This is a genomic window from Clostridium hydrogenum, from assembly GCF_021432385.1.
Taxonomy (GTDB): Bacteria; Bacillota; Clostridia; order Clostridiales; family Clostridiaceae; genus Clostridium_S; species Clostridium_S hydrogenum.
This window is the reverse complement of record NZ_JAEACT010000003.1, coordinates 144,881-171,583: the sequence shown is the minus strand read 5'-3', so window position 1 is coordinate 171,583 and position 26,703 is coordinate 144,881. Positions and strand designations below refer to the sequence as shown.

Below are 26,703 nucleotides of genomic sequence, written 5' to 3'. Positions count from 1 at the left end.
GTAGCTTTACTTTAAAATTTATGCAACGTATGAGGAGATTTATTTATGGAAAGAAGAGATAAAAATAATTATTACTTAGACATAGCAGAAACTGTTCTTGAAAGAGGAACATGTCTTAGAAGAAACTATGGCTCAATAATAGTTAAAAATGATGAAATAGTATCAACTGGATATACTGGTTCACCACGTGGAAGAAAAAATTGCAGTGATATTGGAAGCTGTATAAGAAAAAAATTAAATGTTCCAAGGGGAACCCATTACGAACTTTGTAGATCAGTCCATTCAGAAGCAAATGCTATTATAAGTGCATCACGAAAAGATATGATTGGCTCAACCTTATTTCTTGTTGGAAAAGACCCAACTGCAAAAAAATTAGTTGAAAATGCAGCACCTTGTTCAATGTGTAAAAGAATGATAATTAATGCTGGAATTGAAAAAGTAATTATTAGAGACACAAAGGATGAATACAGAATAATAAAAGTTAGTGAATGGATAGAAAATGATGATTCACTTACAGGTAATGCAGAATATTAAAAGCATACGAGGAAGGTAAAAATGGAAAATACATATTTGATGTTTTTTACGGCTGTAATTATAGCTTTTTTAGCTACGCCACTTGTGAGAAAATTTGCAAAGGCAATAAAAGCTATAGATATTCCAAAGGATGAAAGGAGGGTTCACAAAAAGCCTATTCCTAAAATGGGGGGGCTTGCAATATATATTGCGTTTTTAGCAACACTCATATTAAAAAAAGGACCACCTACTAGACCGGAAATTGGAATGATTATAGGTTCGTTTATTATTGTTGTGGGAGGCATAATTGATGACTTAAAAGCAATTAAACCATGGCAGAAAATAATATTTCAACTTTTGGGAGCTTGCACATTAATTGGTTTTGGAATAAAAATATCCATGATAACTAATCCTATAAGTAATTCATATTCATATATACAAATTAATAATATAGTAAGTATAATATTAACTTTGCTTTGGATTGTTGGTGTAACAAATGCATTTAATTTGATAGATGGTTTAGATGGTTTAGCTGCTGGAGTGGCGTTTATCGCTTCTATTACAATGTCTATTATAGCATTTCTAAATGGTCCTAGTAGAATGGAGTCACAAACATTAGCAGTTATTTTAGCTGGATCAGTATTGGGGTTTTTGCCATACAATTTTAATCCGGCATCAATCTTTATGGGAGATACAGGGTCGCAGTTACTCGGGTTTTTACTTGCAGCAATATCTATTGAGGGGGCTATTAAGTCAGCTTCAGCTGTTGTTTTAGCTGTTCCTATACTAGCATTAGGGCTTCCTATTTATGATACGCTTTTTGCTATAGTTAGAAGGAAAATTAATGGAAAACCAATAACAGAAGCAGACAGAGGACATTTGCATCACAGGCTTTTAGATATGGGGCTTAGTCAAAAACAGGCGGTTATAGTAATGTACCTAATAAGTGCAGTACTTGGATTTATAGCTGTCATAGTAATGCAGTTAACTAATACTAAGGCATATTCTGTTTTAGCTATAGTAATTTTAGTTATAGTGCTATTGGCTTGGAAATTTGGGTTTTTTAAGCATAAAGAATAAGTTGTGTAAATAATTGTGATATAAACAATTTTTGCAATTAGGGAGGAATTAATTTTATGAAAAAAATTAAGGTAATAAGTATTTTTGGAACAAGGCCGGAAGCTATAAAAATGGCTCCACTTGTAAAGGTATTAAAAGCAAGAGAAGAATTTGAATCTAAAGTGTGTGTTACTGCACAACATAGAGAAATGTTAGATCAAGTTTTAGCTTTATTTAATATAGTACCTGATTTTGATTTGAATATAATGAAGAATAAGCAAACCCTAACAGGAATAACATCTAAAGTTCTTGAGGGATTAGACTACATATTTTCAAAAGAAAGACCAGATATAGTTCTTGTTCACGGAGATACTACGACTACTTTTGCAGCTTCACTTGCAGCATTTTATCAAAAAATAAGTGTAGGCCATGTGGAAGCTGGGCTCAGGACATACGATAAATATTTTCCTTTTCCAGAGGAGATGAACAGAAAACTTACAGGGGCAATAGCAGATTTACATTTTGCACCTACCGAAAAATCAAAACTTAACCTTTTAAGAGAAGGGGTTAATGAGAAGAATATCTACATTACAGGAAATACAGCTATAGATGCTATGAACCACACAGTACAGGATAGTTATAAATTTAGCAATGAGAAACTTAATGATTTGGATTATAAAGGTAAAAAAGTAATAATGATAACTGCTCATAGACGTGAAAATTGGGGCGAAGGTATAGAAAATATATGTAAAGCCTTAAAAAAGATAGTAGAGCAAAATACAGATGTTGAGTTAGTCTATCTAGTTCATTTAAACCCTATAGTAAGAGATGTTGTATATAAGCATTTAAGCAATGTAGAAAGAGTTCATTTACTAGAACCGCTTGATACTAAAGAAACGCATAACCTTATGAATAAATGCTTTATGGTTATGACTGATTCTGGCGGAATTCAAGAGGAGGCACCTCATTTAGGTAAGCCAGTGCTTGTTTTAAGAGGTGTAACGGAACGTCCCGAAGGAGTAAAGGCTGGAAAGGTTAAGCTTGTAGGAACTGATGAGGCTCAAATTGTATCGGAAGCTAATAAGATACTTAGAAATAAAGAAGAATATGAAAAAATGAGTAATGCAATAAATCCATATGGTGATGGTAAAGCATCAAATAGAATAGCAGAGGCTATATTGTATCATTTTGGAATATCAAAGGTTAAGCCAGATGAATTTATAGTATAAAAAGTTTGTGTTTTTTTTAACAAAATGTATTGATAAAACAATAAATAGTAGTTATAATTATAATTGTTAAAAGAAAGAAGATTTTAATACACTTGAGATTAAAATTTAGGAGGTAATGTAATGAGAGAAGTTGTAATAGCTAGTGCTGTAAGAACAGCAATCGGTTCATATGGAAAAGGTCTTAAAGATGTACCAGCAGTAGATTTAGGTGCAGTAGTTATAAAAGAAGCAGTAAAAAAAGCTGGAGTAAAGCCAGAAGAAATAGGTGAAGTAATATTTGGTAATGTTCTTTCAGCTGGTTTAGGACAAAACCCTGCAAGACAAGCAGCAGTTAAAGCTGGATTACCAGTAGAAATTCCAGCACTTACAATAAATAAAGTTTGTGGATCTGGACTTAGAACAGTAAGTCTTGCAGCTCAAATAATAAAAGCAGGAGATGCTGATATAGTAGTAGCTGGTGGAATGGAAAACATGTCAAGAGCACCTTACCTTGTAGATAATGCAAGATGGGGAGCAAGAATGGGAAATACTCAATTTGTAGATGAAATGATTACAGATGGTTTATGGGATGCATTTAACCATTATCACATGGGAATAACAGCTGAAAACATAGCTGAAAAATGGGGACTTACTAGAGAAGAACAAGATGAGTTCGCTCTTAACTCACAATTAAAAGCTGAAAAAGCTATAAAAAATGGAGAGTTCAAAGATGAAATTGTTCCTGTAGTTATAAAAACTAGAAAAGGTGAAGTTGTATTCGATACAGATGAACACCCAAGATTCGGAAGTACAATTGAAGGAATGGCTAAATTAAAGCCAGCATTTAAGAAAGATGGAACAGTAACAGCTGGAAATGCTTCAGGTTTAAATGATGCAGCAGCAGCTTTAGTTATAATGAGTGCTGAAAAAGCAAAGGAATTAGGAATAAAACCACTTGCTAAAATAGTATCTTATGGTTCAGCAGGATTAGACCCAGCAATAATGGGATATGGACCATTCTATGCAACAAAGGCAGCTTTAGCTAAGACTGATATAAAAGTTGAAGATTTAGATTTAATTGAAGCAAATGAAGCTTTTGCAGCTCAAAGTTTAGCTGTAGCAAAAGATTTGAAATTTGATATGAGTAAAGTAAATGTTAATGGTGGAGCTATTGCATTAGGACATCCAGTAGGAGCATCTGGTGCTAGAATATTGGTTACATTATTACATGCAATGGAAAAGAGAGAAGATGCTAAATTAGGACTTGCTACTTTATGTATAGGTGGTGGACAAGGTACAGCTATAGTTGTAGAGAAACTTTAATTATAGTTTATCTTTATAAAACCAGTTCAACTAACAAAATTAATTTGCATCATAATGCCTAGAAGACGGCATTTTGATACAAATTAATTTTGAAGTTTCAAGGTGGTTTATCTTTATTAAAAGCTGAAAATAAAAATCGATGGGACTTTTTGTCTTGTCGATTTTTATTTTTTGCTCATTTCACTGCAAGATATATAATTTGGAAGGTACTTGCGAATTTTTAATCTTATTTTGTCCAAAATATTGTATAAATTTCTATATATTTGGTGTTTGCTTGCGGTTATCTTGAAATTACTGGATATATTATGAAAAAATGATATTTGATTGCATTTGTTATAATAATAGTAAGGGGTTTAATTTAGGTATCTTAAAAACTAGTTCTCAATTTGAACTGGTTTATCTATATTTTCTTTAAGATGCCTAAGCTGCTTATATGAATACTAGATAAAAATGAAATTTTCAAAAGAGAAAATGAAGAAGCACCTTTAATTTTAATAATTAAGTGCATAAAGAACTATTCAGAAAGTCTATATTGAAAATTTTCATACTAATGGTATTTATAAAGCATATTAATTCATTTTATGAAGCTTTTAAATCTTTGGGGGGAATAAAAAAATGAAAAAAGGATATTTGTACATTATTTTTGCAACAATTTTATTCAGTACTATGGAAGTTTCTTTAAAAATGACTTCTGGTAAGTTTAATCCAATACAATTGACCTTTTTACGATTTTTTATAGGAGGTGTATTATTGCTTCCAATTGCAATAAAGATTATAAGAAAGCGTAAAATTAAATTAGAAGTTAAAGATTTTAAATTCTTTTTAATAACTGGGTTTATTTGTGTTGTTGTAAGCATGATACTTTATCAATTGGCAATTTCAAGTAGTCAAGCGTCAATTGTTGCAATACTATTTAGCTGTAATCCAATATTCGTAATACCAATTGCTTATTTTGCTTTAAAAGAGGCAATTTATAAGGATACTATCATTTCAATGGTTATAAGTGTATTAGGTATATTTGTTATTTTAAATCCCTTTAATATGTCTATAAGCATAATAGGAATTGCATATACTCTTTTGTCAGCATTAACTTTTGCTTTGTATGGAATAATAGGAAAGAAAAAAAGTAAAGAATATGGCGGAATAGTAGTAAGTTCCCTTAGTTTTATACTAGGAAGTATGGAACTTTTAATATTTATTATGATTTCTAGAATAAATTTTGTAGCAACCTTTTTTAATGAGATTGGTATGAAAAATTTTGCAAGAGTTCCTGTATTAAAGGGAATAACGTTGGGGACCTTACCGGAATTAATCTATATTGGAATATTTGTCACTGGTCTTGGATATACTTTTTATTTTTTAGCCATGGAAGAAACATCAGCATCTGTAGCTTCTTTAGTTTTTTATATAAAACCTGCATTGGCACCATGTTTTGCATTGATTATTTTGAAAGAAGCTATTAAATTTAATACGGTTATAGGAATAGTGCTAATATTGCTAGGCTCAAGCATTACCTTTATACAAAACAGTAGGCGTAATAGGGAATTAGAAAAAGAAAATGAGCATAAAAAAGTCAGTGTAAATGCGGGGGCGTAATTAAATAAAACATTATTTATCGTATATAGTTTTTCCCTATAATATACGATAAATAATCATGCATAAATGTAAACAAAATAGAATAACATAAATATTATAATTTTCAGTAATTTGAAATTTTATTGCGAAATTGAATTATTTGAAGCATTTTATCATTAAAGATATTAATTCGTAGATAATAGACTGATAAATTTGAATAAAGGCTAAATATTGCGAAAAAAATCGAAAAACAAATGTTTATTTATAAAAATTAAAGATATATAATCTAAGTATCATGTTTATAGCATTGGAGGAAATGATTTGAACGTAGATGTGAAAAAAATGCTAAAGGCTGTTACTGTTTGTGATTTAATAGTTGCTGCATTAATATTCTTTGTTGCATTAATAATAAAGCCAGAATATTCACTAATACTTTTATTTGGAATCATTACAGCTGTATTTAATTTTTATGTTAGTACAATTACAGCTAATTTAGTTCTTGTAAAGGGAATTGGTACAAAACTTTTAATAGTTTTTAGTTCAGTTTTTAGAGTTATACTTGTTTGTATAATAAGTATACTTCTATATAAAATAAAGCAATATTATTTAATTGCTTACATAGCAGGTTACAGCGCACATTTTATAGCGCTAATATTTTATGGTTTGCTATTAAAAAACAATGAAAGGAAGTGATTAAATGGATATTAGTATTAAGGCTAAACCCATATTTAATGCATTTGGTATTCAAGTTACTGATAGTATGATAATACAACTTGTTGTTTTAATAGTTGTGGCTATACTATGCTATGCTCTTACAAGAAACTTAAAAAAGATACCAGACAAAAAACAAAATGTTCTTGAAGCCTTTGTGCAAACCGTAAATAATGCTGTAGGTGAAAATATGGGTAAGGAATATAAATGGTTTGCTCCATATGTAGCAGCGTTAGCTTTATATCTGCTTATTATGAATTTAATGGGACTCATTGGATTCGAACCACCTACAAAAGATATAAATGTTCCACTAACACTTGCTGCGTTAACCTTCTTTATAGTTCAAGGTAATGCAATAAAGAGAAATGGATTAAAAGAATATTTCTTAGGTTACACAAAACCATTTATACCATTGTTACCCATAAATATTATTGAAAGATTAACATTACCTCTTTCATTAACCCTAAGATTATTTGGTAACATGGTGGCAGGATCAGTTATCATGGCACTTATATATGGTTCCTTGGGTCATGCCGCTTTAGTAATTCCTATTATAGGTCATGCGTATTTTGATTTGTTTGATGGAGCAGTACAAATGATAGTATTTGTTATGCTTACAATGGTTCAAATTAAATTAGTAGCAGAAGAGTAAGAATGTATTTATGTGGGTAAAATACCTGTATAAATCATATAAACCAATTTAAAATTACTTTTAAGGAGGAAAAAACATGAATAGTTTCTTTGTAAATGGAATGGTAGCATTAGGTGCAGGTCTAGCTGCAATAGGATGTATTGGTGGAGGTATCGGAACAGGTAACGCTGCAGGAAAAGCAGTTGAAGCTGTTGGAAGACAACCAGAAGCTAGTGGAAAAATTACTAGTACAATGATATTAGGTATAGCATTCTCAGAAGTTACAGCTATATATGCATTGTTGGTATCATTATTGTTAATATTCGTAAAAATGTCTTAATTTTTAGCTTAGATAGCTAAAAAAATGAGCCGAAGGGAGGCTTTTGCGTATATGGGAATAGATTTAGTTAGAGTCGTATACAGTTTAATAAACTTTGCGCTTTTTCTCATAGTTGTACATCATTTCCTTTATAAACCTGTTAATAAGGTTATGTCATCAAGAACAAAGGATATAGAAGATACAATAAACAGTGCTAATGAAGATAAAAGTAAAGCAGAAGCTTTAAGAATAGAAAATGAAAAGAAATTAGCAAGTGCAAAAGAAGAAGGCAAGACAATTGTAGAAAACTTTAAGGCTAAAGCTGAAAAAGTTTCAGATGAAATAACTAAGGGAGCTCAAGATGAAGCTCAACTTATTTTAGAAAGAGCAAAGAGAGAAGCTGAAAGAGAAAAAGAAAAAGCTGAAGATGAAATTAAAGCTCAAGTTATTGAACTTGCAGTGTTAGTATCTTCAAAAGCACTTGACAAATCCATAAACGAGGAAGAACATAGAAGACTTATAGAAGATTTTGTTGCTAAGGTAGGTATTTAATTATGTATGAATATCTAGATAGAAGATATGCGCTTGCTTTGTATGAAGTTGGTGCGGAAAAAAATAAGGTAGATCAATATATTAAGGATTTTTCTGAAATTGTTGATTTAATAAATGCTAATAATGATATTCAACAAATAATAAACCACCCTAAGATAAGTACTTCTGGAAAAAAGAAAATGTTTATGGATATTTTTCAAGGTAAGGTAGATAAAGAAATGCTCTCTTTTCTATTATTACTTATTGAAAAAAAGAGAATTCATGAAGTTTCAGGAATTCTAAATCAATTAAATGAAATAGCTTTAGAAAAAGCTAATAAGGTTATTGCAGAAATTAAAACTGTAATCCCACTTACAGATAACGAAAGAGAACAACTTAAAGATAAGCTTGAAAAGAAATATAATAAAACTATTATATTAAAAGAAGTCATTGATAAAGAAATCATTGGTGGAGTTTATGTAAGAGTTGGAGACGACGTTATTGATGGAACAATAAAGAATAAATTAGAAAGCATGAAAAAAGTAATGCTTAAACGAGAATAGAGGTGAGCCTATGAACATAAAACCTGAAGAAATAACTTCAATAATCAAAAAGCAAATTGAAGGATATGAAAATAAGGTAGAAACAGTAGATTCAGGTACGATAATAGAAATAGGTGATGGTATTGCCAGAGTATATGGTTTAGATAACTGTATGGCTGGTGAACTTCTTGAGTTTCCAAACGATGTTTATGGAATGGCTTTAAATCTTGAACAAGACAATGTTGGTTGTGCTTTGCTTGGTTCAGAAAAAGGAATCAAGGAAGGCGATGTAGTTAAAAGTACAGGAAGAGTTGTTGAGGTTCCAATCGGCGATGCAATGCTTGGAAGAGTTGTAAATGCATTAGGACAGCCAATTGATGGTAAAGGACCAATTAAATCTGATGAATCAAAGCCAGTAGATATTAAAGCTACAGGTGTTATTGATAGACAGTCAGTTAAACAACCACTTCAAACCGGCATAAAAGCCATAGACTCAATGATACCTATTGGAAAAGGACAAAGAGAACTTATTATAGGAGACAGGCAAACAGGTAAAACTGCGATTGCTATTGATACTATACTTAATCAAAAAGGAAAAGATGTTATTTGTATATATGTTGCAATAGGACAGAAACAATCTACAGTTGCAAACATGTATAACATACTTGAAGAGATGGGTGCTATGGATTACAGCATAATTGTATCAGCAAGTGCCTCAGATTCAGCACCACTTCAATACTTAGCACCATATTCAGGTGTTACTATTGGAGAAGGCTTCATGTTTAAAGGAAAAGATGTACTTATTGTATATGATGACTTGTCTAAGCACGCAGTAGCTTATAGAACACTGTCATTATTACTTCGTAGACCACCAGGCAGAGAAGCTTATCCTGGAGATGTTTTCTATTTACATTCAAGACTTCTTGAAAGAGCTGCAAAACTTTCAGATAAGTTAGGTGGAGGTTCAATAACAGCACTTCCTATAATAGAAACTCAAGCAGGAGACGTTTCAGGATATATACCTACAAATGTTATATCTATAACAGATGGTCAGATATTCCTTGAATCTGAACTTTTCTATGCAGGTCAGAGACCAGCTGTTAACTCTGGTATATCAGTATCAAGAGTTGGTGGTAGCGCTCAGATTAAAGCAATGAAACAGCTTTCAGGTACACTTAGACTTGAGCTTGCTCAGTACAGAGAACTTGCTGCTTTTTCTCAGTTTGGATCAGATCTTGATAAAGAATCTAAGAAGAGACTTGAAAAAGGTAAGAGATTAACTGAAATGATGAAGCAGACTCAATATCATCCAATGCCAGTTGAAAAACAGGTAATGATTTTATATGCTGTTGTTAACGAATTTGTAATGGACATTGATGTTGATAAATTGGAAGCATTTGAAATTGGATTGTTTGAATATGTAGATACTCATTATAGAGATTTAGGAAAATTAATACTTGAAAAGCAAGCTTTAACTGATGAAGTTAAGAGCGAACTTGAAAAGGCAATTACTGAATATAAAAAAGTATTCGTAGCTGAAGAATAGTTTTCCGAAGTAGGAGGTGCAAGTATGGCAGGAGGACTTATTGCTATTAAAAGAAGAATTAAGTCTATTAGCAGTACTAGAAAAATAACAAAAGCCATGAATCTTATAGCTACCTCTAATTTAAGAAAATCTAGACTGAACCTTGAAGCTAATAAAGCGTATTATAAAGCTTTTAATGATGTTATGAATAAAATTGCTAATTCTTGTGAAGAAAAAAGCAGTTATATTACTGGTAACAATAGTGATAAAAAACTTTATATAGCGATTACTTCAGATTCAGGTCTCTGTGGAGGTTTTAACGGAGCCGTTGTATCTGCTGCTAACGAAGTTATGTCTAAAGATAGAGATAAATCTTTGCTTATAACAGTTGGTCAAAAGGGAAGATCATACTTTAAGAGACTTAAATATGATACTGTGGCTGAGTATGTCGATATTCCTAATGAACCTGGTTTAGGCGAAGCTAAAGAAATAGCGGATCATGCTTTAAGGCTTTATGATAATGGTGAAGTAGGAGAAGTATATATAGTATATACAGAATTTGTTTCTACTGTTAAGCAAAATGTGAAAGTACAAAAAGTGCTTCCACTAGAAGTCGAAAAATCAGATAGTTTGAGTATAGCAGAATTTGAGCCTAGTGCTGAAGTATTATTAGGTAGAGCAGTTAAGTTGCATTTAGAGCAATTGACTTTCAATTTGCTTTTAAATTCAAAGGCAAGTGAACAGGCAATAAGAATGTCTTCTATGGATAGTGCAACTAAAAATGCTAATGATTTACTAGATAATTTAAACTTAAAGTATAACAGAATTAGACAAAGTGCTATCACTCAAGAAATTACAGAAATAGTTGGAGGAGCAGAAGCTCTTAAATAAGGAGGGAAACTGATGCCAGAACATGTAGGTAAAATTGTTTCGGTAATAGGACCTGTTGTGGATATTAGATTTGACGCAGAAAACCTTCCTGATATTTATAATGCCATTGAAATAAATATGGGAGATAAAAAACTTATTGCTGAAGTTGAACAGCATATAGGTGATGATATAGTTAGAACTATATCATTGGAAGGTACTGATGGATTAAAAAGAGGAATGGAAGCAGTTAATACTGGTAAACCAATTTCGGTACCAGTAGGAAAACCAGTTTTAGGTCGTCTTTTTAATGTTTTAGGTCAGCCTATAGATGAAGCTGGAAGTGTTGAATCAGAAAATTACTATCCAATTCATAGACCAGCTCCAACATTCGAAGAACAATCCGTTCAGCCAGAAATGTTTGAAACAGGTATTAAGGTTATAGATTTACTTGCTCCATATCAAAGAGGTGGAAAGATAGGTTTGTTCGGCGGTGCCGGTGTTGGTAAGACAGTTCTTATTCAGGAACTTATAAATAATATAGCAACAGAACACGGTGGATTATCAGTATTCACAGGTGTTGGTGAAAGAACAAGAGAAGGTAATGACCTTTATTATGAAATGAAGGAATCTGGAGTTATAGATAAAACAGCTCTAGTATTTGGTCAGATGAATGAACCACCTGGCGCTAGAATGAGAGTTGCTTTAACTGGACTTACAATGGCAGAGTACTTCAGAGATCAAGGTCAGGATGTGCTTCTATTTATAGATAATATATTTAGATTTACACAGGCTGGTTCAGAGGTTTCAGCGTTACTTGGTAGAATACCTAGTGCCGTTGGTTATCAGCCAACACTTGCTAACGAGATGGGTGCACTTCAGGAAAGAATTACATCAACTAAGCAAGGTTCTATTACATCCGTTCAGGCTGTATATGTACCTGCCGATGACCTTACTGACCCAGCACCAGCAACAACATTCTCACATCTTGATGCAACAACAGTTCTTTCAAGAGAAATATCTAATCTTGGAATATATCCTGCTGTTGATCCTCTTGAATCAAGTTCAAGAATACTTGATCCAAGAATTGTTGGTGAAGAACATTATCAAATAGCTAGTGATGTTAAGCATATACTTCAAAAATATGCAGAACTTACAGATATAATAGCTATACTTGGTGTTGATGAACTTTCAGAGGAAGATAGATTAGTTGTTGCAAGAGCTAGAAGAATTCAAAGATTTCTTTCTCAACCATTTACTGTAGGTGAGCAGTTTACTGGATTGAAGGGTAAATTTGTAACAGTAAAAGATACAGTAAGAAGTTTTAAAGAAATACTTGATGGTAAATGTGATAATCTTCCAGAAGCAGCATTCTTATTTGCTGGTTCTATTGAAGACGTGAAAGAAAAAGCTAAAGCAATGGCTGAAAGCTAAAGGAGTGATTTTGCATGGCAACTAATATGAAATTAAGCATACTAACTCCTGAAAAAACATTTTATGTTGGAGAAGTAAGTGAAATCATAACACAAACTGTTGAAGGTGCTGTAGGAATATTGGCAAATCACTCTGATATGGTTGCTTTTTTAAATCCAACTGAAACTAAATTTATAGAAGCGAATGGTACAGAGAAGAAGGCTTTTACATCTACAGGTGTATTAAATGTAGGTGCAGATGAAGTTACTTTTATGTGCGATGCAAGTGAGTGGCCTGAAGAAATAGATGTTAATAGAGCCGAAGAAGCTAAAGAAAGAGCTGAAAGCAGACTTAAAAATGCCAAGGATATTGATGTTACTAGAGCGGAAATTGCATTGGCAAGAGCACTTGCAAGAATAAAAACTAAAAAAAGTTAAAAATATGCACAAAAAACCGAGAAATTTAATTTCTCGGTTTTTTTTTATATTCACACTTTATTACTATAATTTATATATTAGTAATATAGCGAGGCAATGCTTATTAATAATTTTCTTCTTTCTTTTAGAATAAAAAATCAAACTTATGTTAATAATTTTAAAGGAAAGAAGGAGTAATGAAATGAAAATCAAGGGAAATTTATGGGGTAAATTCACAGTAACAGTAATAATTTCAATACTTATTTTTGGAATTAAAATTAATGCAGAAACTCAAGAAGACATATTTAGTCAAATTTTAAAAAGTACAAATAGCAAAATTATAGAAGTAGGTTTAAATACAACTTATCAAACAAATTGTTCTGGTAAAAAACAGTGTATAGAATGGTTAAAAAAAATGAATTTATACAAATTTAATTCTAACAAAAATGACGAAGATAAGGTAAGTAATAAACTTATTAAAGATGATGGTACAGGGTATTGTCTAGAATTTAAGCAGGATAATGTTGAAGGATATATTGAAAGTTATAAGGAACTCAAAAGTTACAAGGTTTCCATAAGCATAGTTGTAAAGACAAAGAATGGTAAATTAAATTTAAATCAAAAAAAAGTAGTTGATTCAATAAATAATGAACATATTTGCTATAAATATGTTAAAGCTAAAAGCAAGATAGACAATATTAATGTGCTTAATAAGCAAGTTAGACAGGTCTTAATTAAAAATAGTGCTGAAAATTTAGAATGCATAAAGGTAAATAAAAGTTTTAGTACAACTGCATTTATAAAAAATTTAGATTACATTTTAGATAATAATAAAAAAGTGAGCTTAAATTGTGCAGCATGTAAATATTCAGACGGAAACTATATTATAATTGGAAATCCTATTATAAGTATAGCATATTAAAAAATTCTGTAAAGTATATGATTTGAAGTTAGGATAGCTAACTTTAAAGATATATTTTAGAAAATTAAAAATGTAGTGAAACTGCTAAAATTAATTTGCATCATAATGCTTAGAAAATAGAACTTTTATACAAATTAAGTTTGAGGGCTCAAGAGATTTATCTATATTTGTACTAATTGATGATTAAGAAATGTACTATATATGTTTTTTAGTAATTAAATAGGTTTGTCTATAAACAAGTAATGATTGGAGGATTAAAATGGGTAAATTTATTATAAAGGGTGGAGAAACTTTAAGCGGGGAAGTGAATATAAGTTCAGCTAAAAATGCAGTTTTACCAATAATAGCTGCAACTATATTAAGTAGTGGTAAATGTACCATAGAAAATTGTCCTATGCTTTTAGATGTTTTTGTAATTAGTAATTTGCTCAGATCACTTGGGGCTAAAGTTAATATAGATTTAAATACTAGTAAACTAGAAATAGATACATCAGAAGTAAAATGCATTGAGCCTGATAGCGAACTTGTAAGAAGGATGAGGGGATCATTTTTAATAATGGGACCAATGATTTCAAGATTCGGTAAAGCTAAAATATCTCTCCCTGGAGGATGCAATATTGGAACAAGACCTATAGATTTACATTTAAAGGGATTTAAGGCCCTAGGTGTAAATATAGATATTGGTCATGGATATGTAGAGGCCAGTACAAGTAAGCTCATAGGGGATAAAATATACCTAGATTTTCCATCAGTTGGTGCTACAGAAAATATAATAATGGCTTCGGTATTAGCGGAAGGTGAAACTATAATAGAAAATGCTGCAGAGGAACCCGAGGTTGAAGATTTGTCAAATTTTTTAAATAAGATGGGAGCACAAATTAGTGGTATAGGAACAGATAAAATTACAATTAAAGGTGTAAAAAGCTTAACTCCAGTAATTTATAAACCTATATATGACAGGATAGAAATTGGAACTTTTATGGTTGCTGCGGCAATAACTAAAAGTGTGATAAAAATAAATGGTACAAATGAGGAACATATTAAGCCAATAATAGCCAAGTTTTCTGAGCTGGGAATTAATATGGAAAAGGATAATGAAAGCTTAATAATTGATGGAAGAAAGGAATTAAGACCCTTAGATATAAAAACAATGCCTTATCCTGGATTTCCAACAGACATGCAACCGCAAATGATGGCACTTTTATGTTGCGTGGAAGGAACTAGCGTAATATCCGAAACAATTTTTGAAAATAGATTTATGCATGTACCAGAACTTAAAAGGTTGGGAGCAAATATAAAAATTGATGGTAGAAGTGCAATAATTTCAGGAGTTAAAGAGCTTACAGGTTGCAGCGTTAAGGCTACTGATTTGAGAGCAGGTGCTGCACTTATATTGGCAGGACTTGCGGCAGAAGGAGAAACAGAGGTTAGTGACATTTTTCATATTGATAGAGGTTATGTAAATATAGAAAAGAAATTAAATGGACTTGGTGCTTCAATTAAGAGAGTTTAAACAATGAGAATTAAATCAGAGTACAGAGTACAGATAACAGAGTACAGTTAAGGTTGATTTACCTTTCCTTACGTTAGGTAAATCTTAAACTTATATGTTGTCAGCTTCGCTGAACAACATTAATGCCGCGATTGCGTAAGCAATTAAAAAATAAGTTTTAAGATTTTCTGTAGCAAAGCGGAAGAAAATCATCCTTCACTGTACTTTGTACTCTGTACTCCGTACTCTGTCTTTTGGTTCCCAATATTTAAATTTTGCGTATAAAATAAATTTAGTGCGACAACCCTATTTTTTAAATCCCCTCAGTAATATTTTTATTTTTGTATAAGTACAATAATTACAGAAGTAATTTTAATTTTAACTGGGGGGATAAGAAAGTGATTAAAAAGATATTTATGTGTTTATGTATTTGCTTATTATTTATTTTTACAGTATCGATATTAGTGGGAGGAGTTGGGGAAGGCAAATTAAGCATAAAATCTTTAATAAAAGATGATGTATTGAAATATGATACAAAATCAAGTGACTTAGATTTAAATAGTAAGGGGGAGAATAATTCTACAATAAATGTGTATATCTCGGGGAAAAAAGAAATTATTAATATGGGGCTTGAGGATTACGTAAGAGGAGTAGTATGTGGAGAGATGGAAGCAGAATTTAACATAGAAGCATTAAAGGCTCAAGCAGTTGCAGCAAGAACCTTTGCGGTAGCTCATATGGAGAAGTTTGGAGGGAAAAAATATAAAGGGGCTCATGGTGCAGATGTTACAGATAATGTTGAATGTCAGGTTTATATGGATAAGGAATTAAGATTAAGTGAGTGGCCAAGTAAATTTAGAGAAGAGTATTGGAACAAGGTTACTGAAGCTGTGAAGGAAACAAGAGGCGAAGTACTTACATATAATGATAAATTAGTAATGGAGCCACTGTATTTTGCAATTAGCAGTGGTGAAACGGAAGATGCTTCAGAGGTGTTGAATGAGAATACTGGATACTTAAAAAGTGTTGAAAGTAAGGAAGACGAAAAAGCACCTAAATACAAAACAAAAATGGAAATTTCTTATATAAAGTTTATTGATAAAATAAGTAAAGAATTTCCCAAAAATAATTTAAACTTAGGAAATTTAAAAAATAATATACAGGTTATATCTAAAAATAAAACGGGAAGCATAAAAAGTATAAAGGTTGGAAGTACAACTATGACAGGCAGTAGGTTTAGGAGTATCTTAGGATTAAATTCTACAGATTTTAGTGTAAAATATAATGCCAATAGTATTGAATTTGATTGCATTGGATATGGGCATGGATTAGGAATGAGTCAATGGGGAGCCAAGGGAATGGCAGATGAAGGGTGCAAATATACAGAAATTTTAAAACATTATTATACTGGAATAGAAATTTCAAAGATTTAAATTATGTATAGATACACCAGCTTAACTATTAAAATTGATGTGGTATATGAGTGCCAAAGAAATATTTTATTTAAGATTTCGAGGCACTCATATACCACATTTTTTTAGTTCAGATATTTAAAACTTGTGTAAAAAATTTTTGTGCAACAGCTTCATGTTTTTGTATAGTGCTTCAGATACTTAACTATTACTTTTCTTTGTATAAAATGGTGTAAAACTTACAATATTTTGTATAAAAAAATTATATATAATGTATTTTTTGCTAAGTTATGGACACAATACTAGATGGAGGTGTTAGTAAATGAACAATGATTGGAAAAATAATCATAATAAAAATCAAAATAAGGTTATAAATTTATTAAAAAAGGATGGATTTTATGTAACTTTATTTGTTTGTTTATGTATAGTTGCTGGTGTTGCAGCATATGTAAATTTAAAACCTAAACATAAGAGTGTTTCGGTAAGTCAAACTCAACAAAAGATAAGTAAAGGTAAGGTAACTACAAAGGATGGAATAAAAACAGCAGAACGCAATGAAAAAAATAATATATCAAAGGAAAAAATGGAAAATGCAGAGCAAGTAAATAAAAGTAATAATTTAATAAAAAAAGATTCAAATTCTACTGTTACTACATCAGCAACGGTTAATAAGAAACTATTTGTAAATCCAATTCAAAATGGAAATGTTGTAATGAAATTTGATACTTGGTATTCAAAGAATGGCGAATATACTAGTTTACCTGGTGAATATATAAAACCAAATCAAAATATAAATGTGTCAGCTGCTATGGATGGAGTTGTTACATCTGTAGTTGGAGGAAAAGTTACCATTTCCAATGCAAACAATGGATATATGACGGTTTATGATAACCTAGATGAAAAGAGTATAGCTGTAAAGCCTAATAGTAGCGTAAAACAAGGTCAATTGTTAGGAAAAATAGGAGACAGCAACTATAGTAATAAATTAATTACTGATACAAGTTGCATATATTTCGAAATTGATCAAAAACAAAAGGATGGAAGCTATTTGTCTGTAGATCCAGATAAAATGTTAAATGTTAAATAAAAAAAATATTAATTAGAATTGTACATGAGCTTATAAATGGCTATACAAAAGTAATTTATAGCGATATTAGTGCATACTTATTAAATAGAAGGGTTAAGGAGGTAGCAACTTTGAAAGATTACATTGAGGAAAGAGTTATGGAAGTTGCGAAGTATATTATTGAATCTAAAGCTACAATAAGAAAAACCGCTAAAGTTTTTGGTGTAAGTAAAAGTACGATACACAAGGATATGACAGAGAGATTACCTCAAATAAATCCTCAAATTGCTGAAATGGCTAAAGGTGTACTTGAAATTAACAAAGCGGAGAGACATATAAGAGGTGGTAAAGCGACAAAAATGAAGTACAAAGCTATTGAAGGTTAAAAACATTCCGTTTATAATATAAAAGAGGTACTTTTTGTATTTCTGATATTTTTTAGAAAAATGTAAAATAAACGTAGGAGATGGAGTGGATAAAGGAATGTTTTTTGGTATAGGAAATGATATGGGAATAGATTTAGGTACAGCCACTGTTCTTGTCTATTTAAAGGGAAAGGGTGTAATTTTAAAAGAACCTTCTGTTGTTGCAATTAACCGTAATACAACTGAGGTATTAGCTGTAGGTGAAGAAGCCAGGCAAATGATAGGAAGGACACCTGGAAATATAGTTGCAATACGTCCATTAAGAGATGGAGTAATTTCAGATTATGATATAACTGAAAAAATGCTTAAACATTTTATAAAGAAGGCATGCGGAAAAAGAAGAATGTCTGCACCCAAAATTGTAATATGTGTCCCTTGCGAAGCGACTGGAGTAGAAAAAAGGGCTGTAAAAGATGCGGCAGTTAATGCTGGAGCAAAAAAAGTTTGCTTAATTGAAGAGCCGTTAGCTGCTGCAATAGGAGCAGGGTTAGATATTACTAAGGCAAGTGGTAACATGGTTATTGATATTGGAGGAGGAACAACAGATATTGCTGTAATTTCATTAGGCGGTATGGTTGTAAGAAGTTCAATAAAAATAGCAGGAGATATGTTTGACGAATCAATAATAAAGTACATAAGAAAAAAACACAAGTTAATGATTGGTGAAAGGACAGCGGAGGATTTAAAAATAAATATTGGTTCTGCATTTAAAAAAGAAGTTGAAGAAACTATGGAAATAAGGGGAAGAGATTTAATAACAGGACTTCCTAAAAATTTAGAAGTATCTTCAGCAGAAATGAGAGAAGCACTTAGTGAAGCTGTAAATTCAATAGCAGATTGTGCACACTCAGTACTTGAAAAAACTCCTCCTGAACTTGCAGCAGATATATCAGAAAAGGGAATAACTATGACTGGTGGAGGCTCCTTATTAAATGGACTTGATAAATTAGTTCAAGAGGTAACTCATGTTCCTGTTTATGTTGCAGAGGATGCAATATCATGTGTAGCTCTTGGAACAGGAAAAGTTCTTGAATATGTTGATAAAGTAGATTTTAGCGGAGACGATATAGAACTTATTGAATAAAATGACTCGTATGAGTCATTTTATTTTTTATAAATTTTTTAGTTTGTATTTGGAAAATTGAGATAGAGATAGTAAGAATGAATAATAGCTTCAGTTATAGTTTTAGCCATTTCCATTATTAAATTTAAACGAATATTTCTATTCGTAAATAATTCATTACTTTCGCAGGAATCTACTATTCCTATTATTGAAACTTCACCAACATCGGGAAGTGATTTTCCAACACCCTTGCCTGGATGAATTGCGTAATCTCTTATTTGAATCTCACCTATGTTTTCGGTTTCACCAAGGCAAGCATCGATACCTATTATTTTGGAAGACATATGTTTTTGTTTGATTTCTGCTAATCTTTTATCCAAATTTAGAGCATGTATAGGTTCAGAAATTGTTCCATAAACGCTTAATGGGAAAAATCTTTTTTTTAACATTGTACCAACCATTGGACCAAGACAATCGCCTATACAGCGATCGGTACCTATACATACAATAATAGTATTTTCGTCAATATATTTTTTTAGAAAATATGAAATTTTAGAATAGGACATTGGAACATTATAAAAAGTACGTATTTTGTTCAAGAACTTCACCTCCTAATAATTTATATGAGGCAATTTTTATTAATATTAATTTCTTTTGAATAATTAATTAAACTTTTCTAATATTTAAAAGATGTGAAAGTTTGGTTAATGCTTAATGACTAAGAGTATAATATCTAATAAATTAATAATAGCCTTTGTGCCTAAAAACGAGGAAAATTGAAAAAAATAGAGATATATACGGATAATTTAGAGAAATGATTGATATGTGTGATTGCCTTTTAAATGGTATCAATATATAATACTATTTGTCGGCAAGCGAGAGATGCTTACTGAGATAAATAAATAACAATTAATGTGGAGGAATTCCCGAGTGGCCAAAGGGGGCAGACTGTAAATCTGTTAGCTCAGCTTTCGATGGTTCGAATCCATCTTCCTCCACCAATGTATGGGCGCTTAGCTCAGCTGGGAGAGCATCTGCCTTACAAGCAGAGGGTCACAGGTTCGAGCCCTGTAGTGCCCACCATACAAAATTAAATAAGCTGGCATAGCTCAATTGGTAGAGCAACTGACTTGTAATCAGTAGGTTGAGGGTTCAATTCCTTCTGCCAGCACCAGATGTGGAGGAATTCCCGAGTGGCCAAAGGGGGCAGACTGTAAATCTGTTAGCTCAGCTTTCGATGGTTCGAATCCATCTTCCTCCACCAATGTATGGGCGCTTAGCTCAGCTGGGAGAGCATCTGCCTTACAAGCAGAGGGTCACAGGTTCGAGCCCTGTAGTGCCCACCATATAAAATTAAATAAGCTGGCATAGCTCAATTGGTAGAGCAACTGACTTGTAATCAGTAGGTTGAGGGTTCAATTCCTTCTGCCAGCACCAGATGTGGAGGAATTCCCGAGTGGCCAAAGGGGGCAGACTGTAAATCTGTTAGCTCAGCTTTCGATGGTTCGAATCCATCTTCCTCCACCAAATATTAAAAACAGCATTTTAGTTGTTTTTTTTTACACTAATATTTGCTTTTTATAAAAAATGTTATATAATATAAAAGATATATAATAATAACTCTTATCAAGAGAGGTGGAGGGATATGGCCCGATGAAACCCGGCAACCGGTGCGTATGCATTATGGTGCCAATTCCTGCATAACTGCAAGATAAGAAAGATTGAAGCATAAAAGGTCTCTTCTTATTTTAGAAGGGACCTTTATTATTTATTTAAGGAGGAAATTAAAAAATGAAGAGGTTATTTACATCTGAATCAGTAACAGAAGGACATCCAGATAAAATATGTGATCAGGTATCTGATGCAATTTTAGATGAAATTTTATCTAAAGATCCAAATTCAAGAGTAGCATGTGAAACTACAGTTACAACTGGTATTGTAAATGTAATGGGTGAAATATCCACTAATTGTTATGTGGATATTCCTAAAGTTGTTAGAGAAACAATAAGAGGAATTGGTTACACAAGAGCAAAATTTGGATTTGACTGCGATACATGCGCGGTAGTGACTTCAATAGATGAACAATCTGGTGATATAGCAATGGGTGTTGATGAAGCACTTGAATCTAAAAAAGGCGAAATGGATAAAATTGATGCTATTGGTGCTGGAGATCAAGGTATGATGTTTGGATTTGCTACCAATGAAACTCCAGAATATATGCCAATGCCTATTTCTCTTGCTCATAAATTATCTAAGAGACTTGCTGATGTAAGAAAACAAAATATAGTTAAATACTTAAGACCTGATGGAAAAACACAAGTTACTGTTGAATATGCAGATAATAAACCAGTAAGAGTTGATGCTATAGTTATATCAACTCAACATAGTCCAGAAGCTACTCATGAACAAATTGAAAAAGATATGATAGAAAATGTAATTAAAGCTGTAGTACCAGCAGAACTTTTAGATAAAGACACAAAATATTATATTAACCCTACTGGAAGATTTGTTATAGGTGGACCTCAAGGTGATTCAGGACTCACTGGTAGAAAAATTATAGTAGATACTTATGGTGGTTATGGAAGACATGGCGGCGGAGCATTTTCAGGTAAAGATCCTACAAAAGTTGATAGATCTGCGGCTTATGCGGCTAGATGGGTTGCTAAGAATCTCGTTGCTGCAGGAGTTTCTGATAAACTAGAAATTGAACTTGCATATGCTATAGGAGTTGCAAAACCTGTATCAATAGAGGTTGACACTTTTGGAACAGGAAAAATATCTGATGATGAAATAGTTAAAATTGTGGAGAAAGTTTTTGATTTGAGACCTGGTGCTATAATAAGAGATTTAGATTTAAGAAGACCAATATATAAACAAGTTGCTGCTTATGGGCATTTTGGAAGAACTGATATAGATGTTCCATGGGAAAGATTAAATAAAGTTGATGAAATTAAGAAGTTTTTATAGGATATAAACTGAATTTAAAGGAAAAAGCTAATACATTATTGTATTAGCTTTCTTTTAACGTATATTTAACATTATCAGCAAATATAATAAAAAAAACTGCTATTACAAGATTGCATATTTATATGCATAATGGTAAACTATATAACTGTATGAAAATTAGAAGGGATGATTATGTGGAAAGATTGCACGAAAATAAGCTTTTAAATGGCATTCATCATGTAAAAAAAACTTTATTTCAAATTTTGATAGTTGCAATTTCGATTTCTCTAGGACTTATTCTTTTAGCATTTTCAACATTTCTACATATCTTAAATGACGTATACATTTTTTCTGGAAAAAGACCTTTATTGGAATTATTATGCATAGTTGTTTTTGTTGGTATAATTTTAATTTTGGATGTGGTGGAAAAAATTATGAAAAAACATTATAGCGCTGAATAATTTAGAGATACAATTAAGATGTATCTCTTTTTTTAAATATACGGTGCTGTTGCATAAAATTATTTAATATACAAGTTTTAAAAGTTGCGAATTAAATAATTTTAGTTAGGCACTTCCACTATAAGTAGTAAAAGGAGAATTAGTATGGAAAAACTTGAAGGTGTGGTTGATTCTATTTTATTTAAAAATGAAGAGAATGGTTATGTAGTTGCGGTAACTAAAGTAGAAAACACTGGAAAGGTTACTATAACTGGATGTATACCATACATAATGGAAGGACAATCATTAAAGGTATCAGGAGAGTGGATTTTGCATCCTCAGTTTGGTCAACAATTCAAAGTTGAAAGTTGTGAAGAGGTTTTACCTAATTCACTTAGCGGAATTGAAAAGTATTTGTCATCAGGAATTATTTCAGGAATAGGTCCTGTTACTGCAAAAAAAATAGTAAACAAGTTTGGAGATAAAACATTAGAAATATTAGATAGCGATGTATATAGATTGCGTGAAATAGGTGGAATTGGTGATAAGAAAATAGAAATTATATATGAATCATATTCACAGCAAAGGGAAATTAGAAATATAATGATTTTTCTTCAAACGTATGGTGTTACGGCAAAACAATGTGTAAAAATATATAAAAAATATAAGGCTAGAGCTATAGAAGTAGTTAAAGAAAATCCTTATATATTAACGGAGGATATTTCTGGAATAGGTTTTAAAACAGCGGATAAAATAGCAAGAAGCCTTGGAATAGATTATGATTCTATATTTAGAATACAAAGCGGTATAATTTATGCAGTAAATGAATTTTGTTCGCTTGGAAATACATATATGCCAATAGATAAACTTATAAGTGAAGCAATTAAATTACTTCAAGTTAAAAAGGAAGATATAGAAAAAGGACTATATGAATGTACTTTATCACAAAAATTAAAAGTAGAATTAATTGATGGTATAAATTGTGTGTTTACAATGCAGTACTATTATTCGGAACTTGGAGTTACAAGGAAAATACTAACACTGGCTTATGATAAATACAAAGAATTAAATATTGATGTAGATGAAAAAATTAAGAAATTCGAGGAAAAAAATAATATTGAATTTGCTGAATCACAAAAAAATGCTATAGAAGGTGCTTTTGAAAATGGAATAGAAGTTATAACTGGAGGACCTGGTACGGGAAAAACAACCATTATAAGATGCATAACGGATATATTTGAGAGCCTATCTATGAAAGTATTTATGGCTGCGCCAACTGGAAGAGCGGCTAAAAGAATGTCTGAAGCTACTGGTGGGGAGGCAAGAACAATTCACAGAATGCTTGAACTTGGATATGAAGATGATGTGTTTTACGAAAGAGAAGAAGACATTACGTTGCAATGTGATGTTGTAATTATAGACGAAGCCTCCATGATAGATATAATGCTCATGCATAATCTTTTAAAAGCAATAGGTATGGGAACAAGACTAATTATAGTTGGTGATGTAGATCAATTACCATCTGTTGGACCAGGAAATGTACTTAGGGACATAATAGAAAGTAAATGCATTAAGGTTTTTAAGCTTAAAGAAATCTTTAGGCAGGCTAAAGAAAGTATGATAATAATAAATGCTCACAAAATAAATAATGGCGAAATGCCAATACTTAATAGAAAACAAAATGATTTTTATTTTATAGAAGAAGAACAATATGATGCTATAGCAAATACTATTATAAGTTTGGCAGAAAAAAGATTACCTAAATTTAATAAAAGATGGAATGCTATAAGAGACATACAAATAATTACGCCAATGAGAAAAGGTACTTTGGGAGTTATAAATATGAATAATAGTCTTCAAAGTGTCTTAAATCCTGAAAATAAAAGTAAAAAGGAAATTAAGAACAAAGATATTATCTTTAGGGTTGGAGATAAGGTAATGCAAAATAAAAATAATTACACTATTAAGTGGAATAGAGTAAGCGGAGATGGTGAAAAATCAGGTGAAGGTGTTTTTAATGGAGATATAGGATTTGTTGTGGATGTTGATGAAGACGAAAATTTAGTTGTAATATTCGATGGAGAAAGAGAAGTTATATATGAAAAAATTAACTTAGATGAGCTTGATTTGGCATATGCAATTACTATTCATAAAAGTCAAGGCAGTGAATTTTTGGTTGTAATTATGCCTTGTTTTATGGGACCACCGCTTCTTATGAACAGAAATCTTTTATATACAGCTATAACTAGGGCTAAAGAACTTGTAGTTATTGTTGGACAAAAGAAGTCACTTCAATTTATGATAAACAATAATAAAAGTTTTAAAAGATATTCAGGATTACGTTTTAGGATAAGTGAAATACTAAATGATGATGAGTCTGTAGAAGATTGAAATCTTTACAGATAAAAATTAATTTTGAAGTTTCACTATATATTTGTGGTTAAGTTAGTTAACCTTATAAGGTAGGTGAAATTATGAAGATAGATGCGTATTACAAAGATATAGAAAACTATATATTAAAGTGGAATGCTTCTAATGAAAGATATCTTAATGTAGTTTCGCCGCCATATAATACAGAAATTATTTTTCTAAATTTAATAATTAGGAATATTTTAGATGGAAATAAAGTATTGTATATTACCGGTGAAAATGAAAAAAATGTAGGAATATTGGAGCATATGATAAATAAAAAAAACTGTAAGAACCATGTGCAGTATTACAATGGAAAAAAATTGCATGAGAATAATAAATTTATAATTTGCAATCATGAAAATGCATTAAAGTTAAATTGTGATTTTAAACTTGTAATTTACAACGATATTAAAAGTTTCCCACAATATAATCAAAGCGAAATAATAAGCTTGCTTAAAAAGTTTAATAAAGAAAATTGTAAATGTATAGCATATTCTATAGAAGCAATTTTTAAGAATTATAAAACTATACATATTTTAACTAATTATAATAGGATGCCAGTAATTGAACCTAGAGTAATAAGCACAAGAATAAATATAAATAGAGATATGCCGTTTTTAATATATGAATATTTAAAATGGTTTGTTTATGAAAAGAGAAATGTTATTATTCCAATTTTAGATACAAAAATAATGACAGATTTTTTTAAATATCTTATTAGTTCTGAACTAAATTTGGATGGGAAAATTTTTATGTATAATAAATATAGTACTAAAAAAAGCGAATTAAAGAGTACTAAAGGGGCAATAATTATAACAAATGATTTTGATGCTGTATGTACACAAAGCAAAAATGTAAGCATAGCTGTATTTTTTTATGTGAACAACACATTTAATTATAAAACTTTAGTATATTTTTGTGGAAAGACAGGAGGCGGTTTAAATAAGAGAGGAGAAGTTATATTTGTAACCAATAAGGAGAATAAACAAATTAAAATGGCTAAAAATATAACTAGGAATTTCAATAAATTAGCATGGGAAAAAGGATTGTTTTCTATATAAAATATATTTTTGAATGTTTAGAAAGTATTATATATTATAATGATTTAAAATGTGTTCTGTGTGGCAAAGAATTATTTGAAGATGAAGAAAAATATTTATGTGATAAGTGTAGTAAGAATATAGTACTGTGTAAAAATAAATATTATGTTGAAAGAAAAAATATGCGTATAAAATTTTATAGTGCAGCATATTATTCACGAAGTGTGAAAGAGATGGTAATAAAGCTTAAATATAAAAAAGATTTTTTATGTGGAGAAGCTCTTTCTGATTTAATGTTCAATTTTATTCGACAAAATGATCTTGAATTTGATGAAATAACATTTGTTCCAATGAGAAAAGAAGAAATAAAAAAAAGAGGATACAATCAAAGTGAATTTTTAGCAAGGCAGATTTCAAAAATATCAAAGATACCAATAAAAAATTATTTGTTTAAGAAAGCTAATACTAGAGATCAAATTGGACTTAGCGGAGAAATGCGATGGAATAATCTTGAGAATGCATTTGGTGTGTTTGATGATAATAGTATAAGGAATAAAAGAATACTTTTAGTAGATGATGTTTTTACTACAGGAGCTACAGGATTTTATTGTGCAAGAAATATGATTTTTAATGGAGCAAAAGATGTTATGGTCTTGACTGCTGCAAAAAGTAGTATATAATATTATGTGTATATATTAAGTTAGGTTTGTGGTTGAAAGTCGATGCCAGTCGCAGGCAAAGCGATCCACGTAAGTTAAACAAAGTTTTAATGAGCATGGTGCGGTTTAGAAGTAAGACCTGCCGCTTTTAAAAGCGAGAGAATTAGTAGTGAGAGGATAATGCCGGGTAGCG

General features: G+C 31.1%; 26 protein-coding genes, 7 tRNA genes and 1 riboswitch. Of the genes, 32 read left to right on the top strand and 1 reads right to left on the bottom strand.

All coding sequences use genetic code 11. From position 1 onward, the window contains the following. Positions 1–45 precede the first annotated feature (45 nt). From CUEA01_RS14070 to mreB, 20 genes are all read left to right on the top strand, one after another. Positions 46–534 carry a dCMP deaminase family protein gene (locus CUEA01_RS14070; RefSeq protein WP_234122323.1) on the top strand — a complete coding sequence of 163 codons (489 nt, stop codon included), beginning with the start codon at positions 46–48 and terminating at the stop codon, positions 532–534. A 21-nt stretch (positions 535–555) separates the two neighbouring features. Next, on the top strand, positions 556–1,593 hold the full coding sequence (locus CUEA01_RS14065; RefSeq protein WP_234122322.1) for a glycosyltransferase family 4 protein: 1,038 nt from the start codon (positions 556–558) through the stop codon (positions 1,591–1,593). Between the two features lie 56 nt (positions 1,594–1,649). After that, the gene (wecB, locus tag CUEA01_RS14060; protein ID WP_234122321.1) at positions 1,650–2,801 is read left to right on the top strand and encodes a non-hydrolyzing UDP-N-acetylglucosamine 2-epimerase; all 1,152 of its coding nucleotides are present in this window, start codon (positions 1,650–1,652) and stop codon (positions 2,799–2,801) included. Positions 2,802–2,921: 120 nt separating this feature from the next. Further along, positions 2,922–4,103, top strand: a complete 1,182-nt coding sequence (locus CUEA01_RS14055) for an acetyl-CoA C-acetyltransferase (RefSeq protein ID WP_234122320.1) — start codon at positions 2,922–2,924, stop codon at positions 4,101–4,103. 615 nt (positions 4,104–4,718) lie between these two features. After that, positions 4,719–5,699 (top strand): DMT family transporter, encoded by a 981-nt coding sequence (locus CUEA01_RS14050; RefSeq protein ID WP_234122319.1) that lies wholly within the window; start codon positions 4,719–4,721, stop codon positions 5,697–5,699. A 300-nt stretch (positions 5,700–5,999) separates the two neighbouring features. Next, entirely contained in the window at positions 6,000–6,371 is a 372-nt protein-coding gene (locus tag CUEA01_RS14045; protein WP_234122318.1) for an ATP synthase subunit I, read from the top strand. Positions 6,372–6,375: 4 nt separating this feature from the next. Further along, positions 6,376–7,041, top strand: a complete 666-nt coding sequence (locus CUEA01_RS14040; RefSeq protein WP_234122317.1) for a F0F1 ATP synthase subunit A — start codon at positions 6,376–6,378, stop codon at positions 7,039–7,041. A 76-nt stretch (positions 7,042–7,117) separates the two neighbouring features. Continuing rightward, positions 7,118–7,360: an ATP synthase F0 subunit C gene (gene atpE, locus CUEA01_RS14035; RefSeq protein WP_234122316.1), complete on the top strand. Its 243-nt coding sequence runs from the start codon at positions 7,118–7,120 to the stop codon at positions 7,358–7,360. A gap of 51 nt (positions 7,361–7,411) precedes the next feature. After that, entirely contained in the window at positions 7,412–7,891 is a 480-nt protein-coding gene (locus CUEA01_RS14030) for a F0F1 ATP synthase subunit B (RefSeq protein WP_234122315.1), read from the top strand. Between the two features lie 2 nt (positions 7,892–7,893). Continuing rightward, the gene (locus CUEA01_RS14025) at positions 7,894–8,433 is read left to right on the top strand and encodes a F0F1 ATP synthase subunit delta (RefSeq protein ID WP_234122314.1); all 540 of its coding nucleotides are present in this window, start codon (positions 7,894–7,896) and stop codon (positions 8,431–8,433) included. 10 nt (positions 8,434–8,443) lie between these two features. After that, positions 8,444–9,958 (top strand): F0F1 ATP synthase subunit alpha, encoded by a 1,515-nt coding sequence (gene atpA / locus CUEA01_RS14020; protein WP_234122313.1) that lies wholly within the window; start codon positions 8,444–8,446, stop codon positions 9,956–9,958. Between the two features lie 24 nt (positions 9,959–9,982). After that, on the top strand, positions 9,983–10,828 hold the full coding sequence (atpG, locus tag CUEA01_RS14015; protein WP_234122312.1) for an ATP synthase F1 subunit gamma: 846 nt from the start codon (positions 9,983–9,985) through the stop codon (positions 10,826–10,828). A 12-nt stretch (positions 10,829–10,840) separates the two neighbouring features. Next, positions 10,841–12,238: a F0F1 ATP synthase subunit beta gene (gene atpD / locus CUEA01_RS14010; RefSeq protein ID WP_234122311.1), complete on the top strand. Its 1,398-nt coding sequence runs from the start codon at positions 10,841–10,843 to the stop codon at positions 12,236–12,238. Positions 12,239–12,252: 14 nt separating this feature from the next. After that, a complete protein-coding gene (locus tag CUEA01_RS14005; protein ID WP_234122310.1) occupies positions 12,253–12,654 on the top strand; it encodes a F0F1 ATP synthase subunit epsilon in 402 nt (133 codons plus the stop codon). 181 nt (positions 12,655–12,835) lie between these two features. Further along, entirely contained in the window at positions 12,836–13,555 is a 720-nt protein-coding gene (locus CUEA01_RS14000; RefSeq protein WP_234122309.1) for a YwmB family TATA-box binding protein, read from the top strand. A gap of 259 nt (positions 13,556–13,814) precedes the next feature. Continuing rightward, entirely contained in the window at positions 13,815–15,068 is a 1,254-nt protein-coding gene (gene murA / locus CUEA01_RS13995; RefSeq protein ID WP_234122308.1) for a UDP-N-acetylglucosamine 1-carboxyvinyltransferase, read from the top strand. 377 nt (positions 15,069–15,445) lie between these two features. Continuing rightward, positions 15,446–16,480 carry a stage II sporulation protein D gene (gene spoIID, locus CUEA01_RS13990; RefSeq protein ID WP_234122307.1) on the top strand — a complete coding sequence of 345 codons (1,035 nt, stop codon included), beginning with the start codon at positions 15,446–15,448 and terminating at the stop codon, positions 16,478–16,480. Positions 16,481–16,781: 301 nt separating this feature from the next. After that, positions 16,782–17,546: a M23 family metallopeptidase gene (locus tag CUEA01_RS13985; protein ID WP_234122306.1), complete on the top strand. Its 765-nt coding sequence runs from the start codon at positions 16,782–16,784 to the stop codon at positions 17,544–17,546. A gap of 110 nt (positions 17,547–17,656) precedes the next feature. After that, positions 17,657–17,911, top strand: coding sequence for a sporulation transcriptional regulator SpoIIID (gene spoIIID / locus CUEA01_RS13980; protein WP_234122305.1), 255 nt, complete (start codon positions 17,657–17,659; stop codon positions 17,909–17,911). Between the two features lie 97 nt (positions 17,912–18,008). After that, positions 18,009–19,034 carry a rod shape-determining protein gene (mreB, locus tag CUEA01_RS13975; protein ID WP_234122304.1) on the top strand — a complete coding sequence of 342 codons (1,026 nt, stop codon included), beginning with the start codon at positions 18,009–18,011 and terminating at the stop codon, positions 19,032–19,034. Between the two features lie 38 nt (positions 19,035–19,072). Here mreB and yyaC read toward each other — a convergent pair whose 3' ends face one another. Next, positions 19,073–19,612 carry a spore protease YyaC gene (yyaC, locus tag CUEA01_RS13970; RefSeq protein WP_234122303.1) on the bottom strand — a complete coding sequence of 180 codons (540 nt, stop codon included), beginning with the start codon at positions 19,610–19,612 and terminating at the stop codon, positions 19,073–19,075. Positions 19,613–19,929: 317 nt separating this feature from the next. On the opposite strand from yyaC, the gene CUEA01_RS13965 reads away from it, so the two are divergent. The 12 genes from CUEA01_RS13965 to CUEA01_RS13910 all read left to right on the top strand — a co-directional run bounded on the left by CUEA01_RS13965 (position 19,930) and on the right by CUEA01_RS13910 (position 26,531). Beyond that, positions 19,930–20,014: transfer RNA gene (locus CUEA01_RS13965), tRNA-Tyr, on the top strand. 6 nt (positions 20,015–20,020) lie between these two features. Then, positions 20,021–20,096 (top strand) — tRNA-Val (locus CUEA01_RS13960). A gap of 15 nt (positions 20,097–20,111) precedes the next feature. After that, positions 20,112–20,187: transfer RNA gene (locus CUEA01_RS13955), tRNA-Thr, on the top strand. A 5-nt stretch (positions 20,188–20,192) separates the two neighbouring features. Continuing rightward, a tRNA-Tyr gene (locus tag CUEA01_RS13950) sits at positions 20,193–20,277 on the top strand. Between the two features lie 6 nt (positions 20,278–20,283). Beyond that, positions 20,284–20,359: transfer RNA gene (locus tag CUEA01_RS13945), tRNA-Val, on the top strand. Positions 20,360–20,374: 15 nt separating this feature from the next. Continuing rightward, positions 20,375–20,450 (top strand) — tRNA-Thr (locus CUEA01_RS13940). A gap of 5 nt (positions 20,451–20,455) precedes the next feature. Next, positions 20,456–20,540, top strand: a tRNA-Tyr gene (locus tag CUEA01_RS13935). A 93-nt stretch (positions 20,541–20,633) separates the two neighbouring features. After that, a riboswitch (SAM riboswitch) is annotated at positions 20,634–20,731 on the top strand. A 73-nt stretch (positions 20,732–20,804) separates the two neighbouring features. Beyond that, positions 20,805–21,980: a methionine adenosyltransferase gene (metK, locus tag CUEA01_RS13930; RefSeq protein WP_234122302.1), complete on the top strand. Its 1,176-nt coding sequence runs from the start codon at positions 20,805–20,807 to the stop codon at positions 21,978–21,980. Positions 21,981–22,129: 149 nt separating this feature from the next. Then, positions 22,130–22,420, top strand: coding sequence for a hypothetical protein (locus CUEA01_RS13925; protein WP_234122301.1), 291 nt, complete (start codon positions 22,130–22,132; stop codon positions 22,418–22,420). A 144-nt stretch (positions 22,421–22,564) separates the two neighbouring features. Next, a complete protein-coding gene (recD2, locus tag CUEA01_RS13920) occupies positions 22,565–24,790 on the top strand; it encodes an SF1B family DNA helicase RecD2 (RefSeq protein WP_234122300.1) in 2,226 nt (741 codons plus the stop codon). Between the two features lie 83 nt (positions 24,791–24,873). Then, positions 24,874–25,872 carry a hypothetical protein gene (locus tag CUEA01_RS13915; RefSeq protein WP_234122299.1) on the top strand — a complete coding sequence of 333 codons (999 nt, stop codon included), beginning with the start codon at positions 24,874–24,876 and terminating at the stop codon, positions 25,870–25,872. Further along, positions 25,845–26,531, top strand: coding sequence for a ComF family protein (locus tag CUEA01_RS13910; RefSeq protein ID WP_234122298.1), 687 nt, complete (start codon positions 25,845–25,847; stop codon positions 26,529–26,531). Before CUEA01_RS13915 ends, CUEA01_RS13910 begins: the two co-directional genes overlap by 28 nt. Positions 26,532–26,703: the final 172 nt, after the last annotated feature.

What these genes read in the sequence shown, in the direction of transcription:
- CUEA01_RS14070 (WP_234122323.1), top strand. Translation starts at nt 46, where the DNA reads ATGGAAAGAAGAGATAAAAATAATTATTACTTAGACATAGCAGAAACT.
- CUEA01_RS14065 (WP_234122322.1), top strand. Translation starts at nt 556, where the DNA reads ATGGAAAATACATATTTGATGTTTTTTACGGCTGTAATTATAGCTTTT.
- wecB (WP_234122321.1), top strand. Translation starts at nt 1,650, where the DNA reads ATGAAAAAAATTAAGGTAATAAGTATTTTTGGAACAAGGCCGGAAGCT.
- CUEA01_RS14055 (WP_234122320.1), top strand. Translation starts at nt 2,922, where the DNA reads ATGAGAGAAGTTGTAATAGCTAGTGCTGTAAGAACAGCAATCGGTTCA.
- CUEA01_RS14050 (WP_234122319.1), top strand. Translation starts at nt 4,719, where the DNA reads ATGAAAAAAGGATATTTGTACATTATTTTTGCAACAATTTTATTCAGT.
- CUEA01_RS14040 (WP_234122317.1), top strand. Translation starts at nt 6,376, where the DNA reads ATGGATATTAGTATTAAGGCTAAACCCATATTTAATGCATTTGGTATT.
- atpE (WP_234122316.1), top strand. Translation starts at nt 7,118, where the DNA reads ATGAATAGTTTCTTTGTAAATGGAATGGTAGCATTAGGTGCAGGTCTA.
- CUEA01_RS14030 (WP_234122315.1), top strand. Translation starts at nt 7,412, where the DNA reads ATGGGAATAGATTTAGTTAGAGTCGTATACAGTTTAATAAACTTTGCG.
- CUEA01_RS14025 (WP_234122314.1), top strand. Translation starts at nt 7,894, where the DNA reads ATGTATGAATATCTAGATAGAAGATATGCGCTTGCTTTGTATGAAGTT.
- atpA (WP_234122313.1), top strand. Translation starts at nt 8,444, where the DNA reads ATGAACATAAAACCTGAAGAAATAACTTCAATAATCAAAAAGCAAATT.
- atpG (WP_234122312.1), top strand. Translation starts at nt 9,983, where the DNA reads ATGGCAGGAGGACTTATTGCTATTAAAAGAAGAATTAAGTCTATTAGC.
- atpD (WP_234122311.1), top strand. Translation starts at nt 10,841, where the DNA reads ATGCCAGAACATGTAGGTAAAATTGTTTCGGTAATAGGACCTGTTGTG.
- CUEA01_RS14005 (WP_234122310.1), top strand. Translation starts at nt 12,253, where the DNA reads ATGGCAACTAATATGAAATTAAGCATACTAACTCCTGAAAAAACATTT.
- CUEA01_RS14000 (WP_234122309.1), top strand. Translation starts at nt 12,836, where the DNA reads ATGAAAATCAAGGGAAATTTATGGGGTAAATTCACAGTAACAGTAATA.
- murA (WP_234122308.1), top strand. Translation starts at nt 13,815, where the DNA reads ATGGGTAAATTTATTATAAAGGGTGGAGAAACTTTAAGCGGGGAAGTG.
- CUEA01_RS13985 (WP_234122306.1), top strand. Translation starts at nt 16,782, where the DNA reads ATGAACAATGATTGGAAAAATAATCATAATAAAAATCAAAATAAGGTT.
- mreB (WP_234122304.1), top strand. Translation starts at nt 18,009, where the DNA reads ATGTTTTTTGGTATAGGAAATGATATGGGAATAGATTTAGGTACAGCC.
- metK (WP_234122302.1), top strand. Translation starts at nt 20,805, where the DNA reads ATGAAGAGGTTATTTACATCTGAATCAGTAACAGAAGGACATCCAGAT.
- CUEA01_RS13925 (WP_234122301.1), top strand. Translation starts at nt 22,130, where the DNA reads ATGAAAATTAGAAGGGATGATTATGTGGAAAGATTGCACGAAAATAAG.
- recD2 (WP_234122300.1), top strand. Translation starts at nt 22,565, where the DNA reads ATGGAAAAACTTGAAGGTGTGGTTGATTCTATTTTATTTAAAAATGAA.
- CUEA01_RS13915 (WP_234122299.1), top strand. Translation starts at nt 24,874, where the DNA reads ATGAAGATAGATGCGTATTACAAAGATATAGAAAACTATATATTAAAG.
- CUEA01_RS13910 (WP_234122298.1), top strand. Translation starts at nt 25,845, where the DNA reads ATGGGAAAAAGGATTGTTTTCTATATAAAATATATTTTTGAATGTTTA.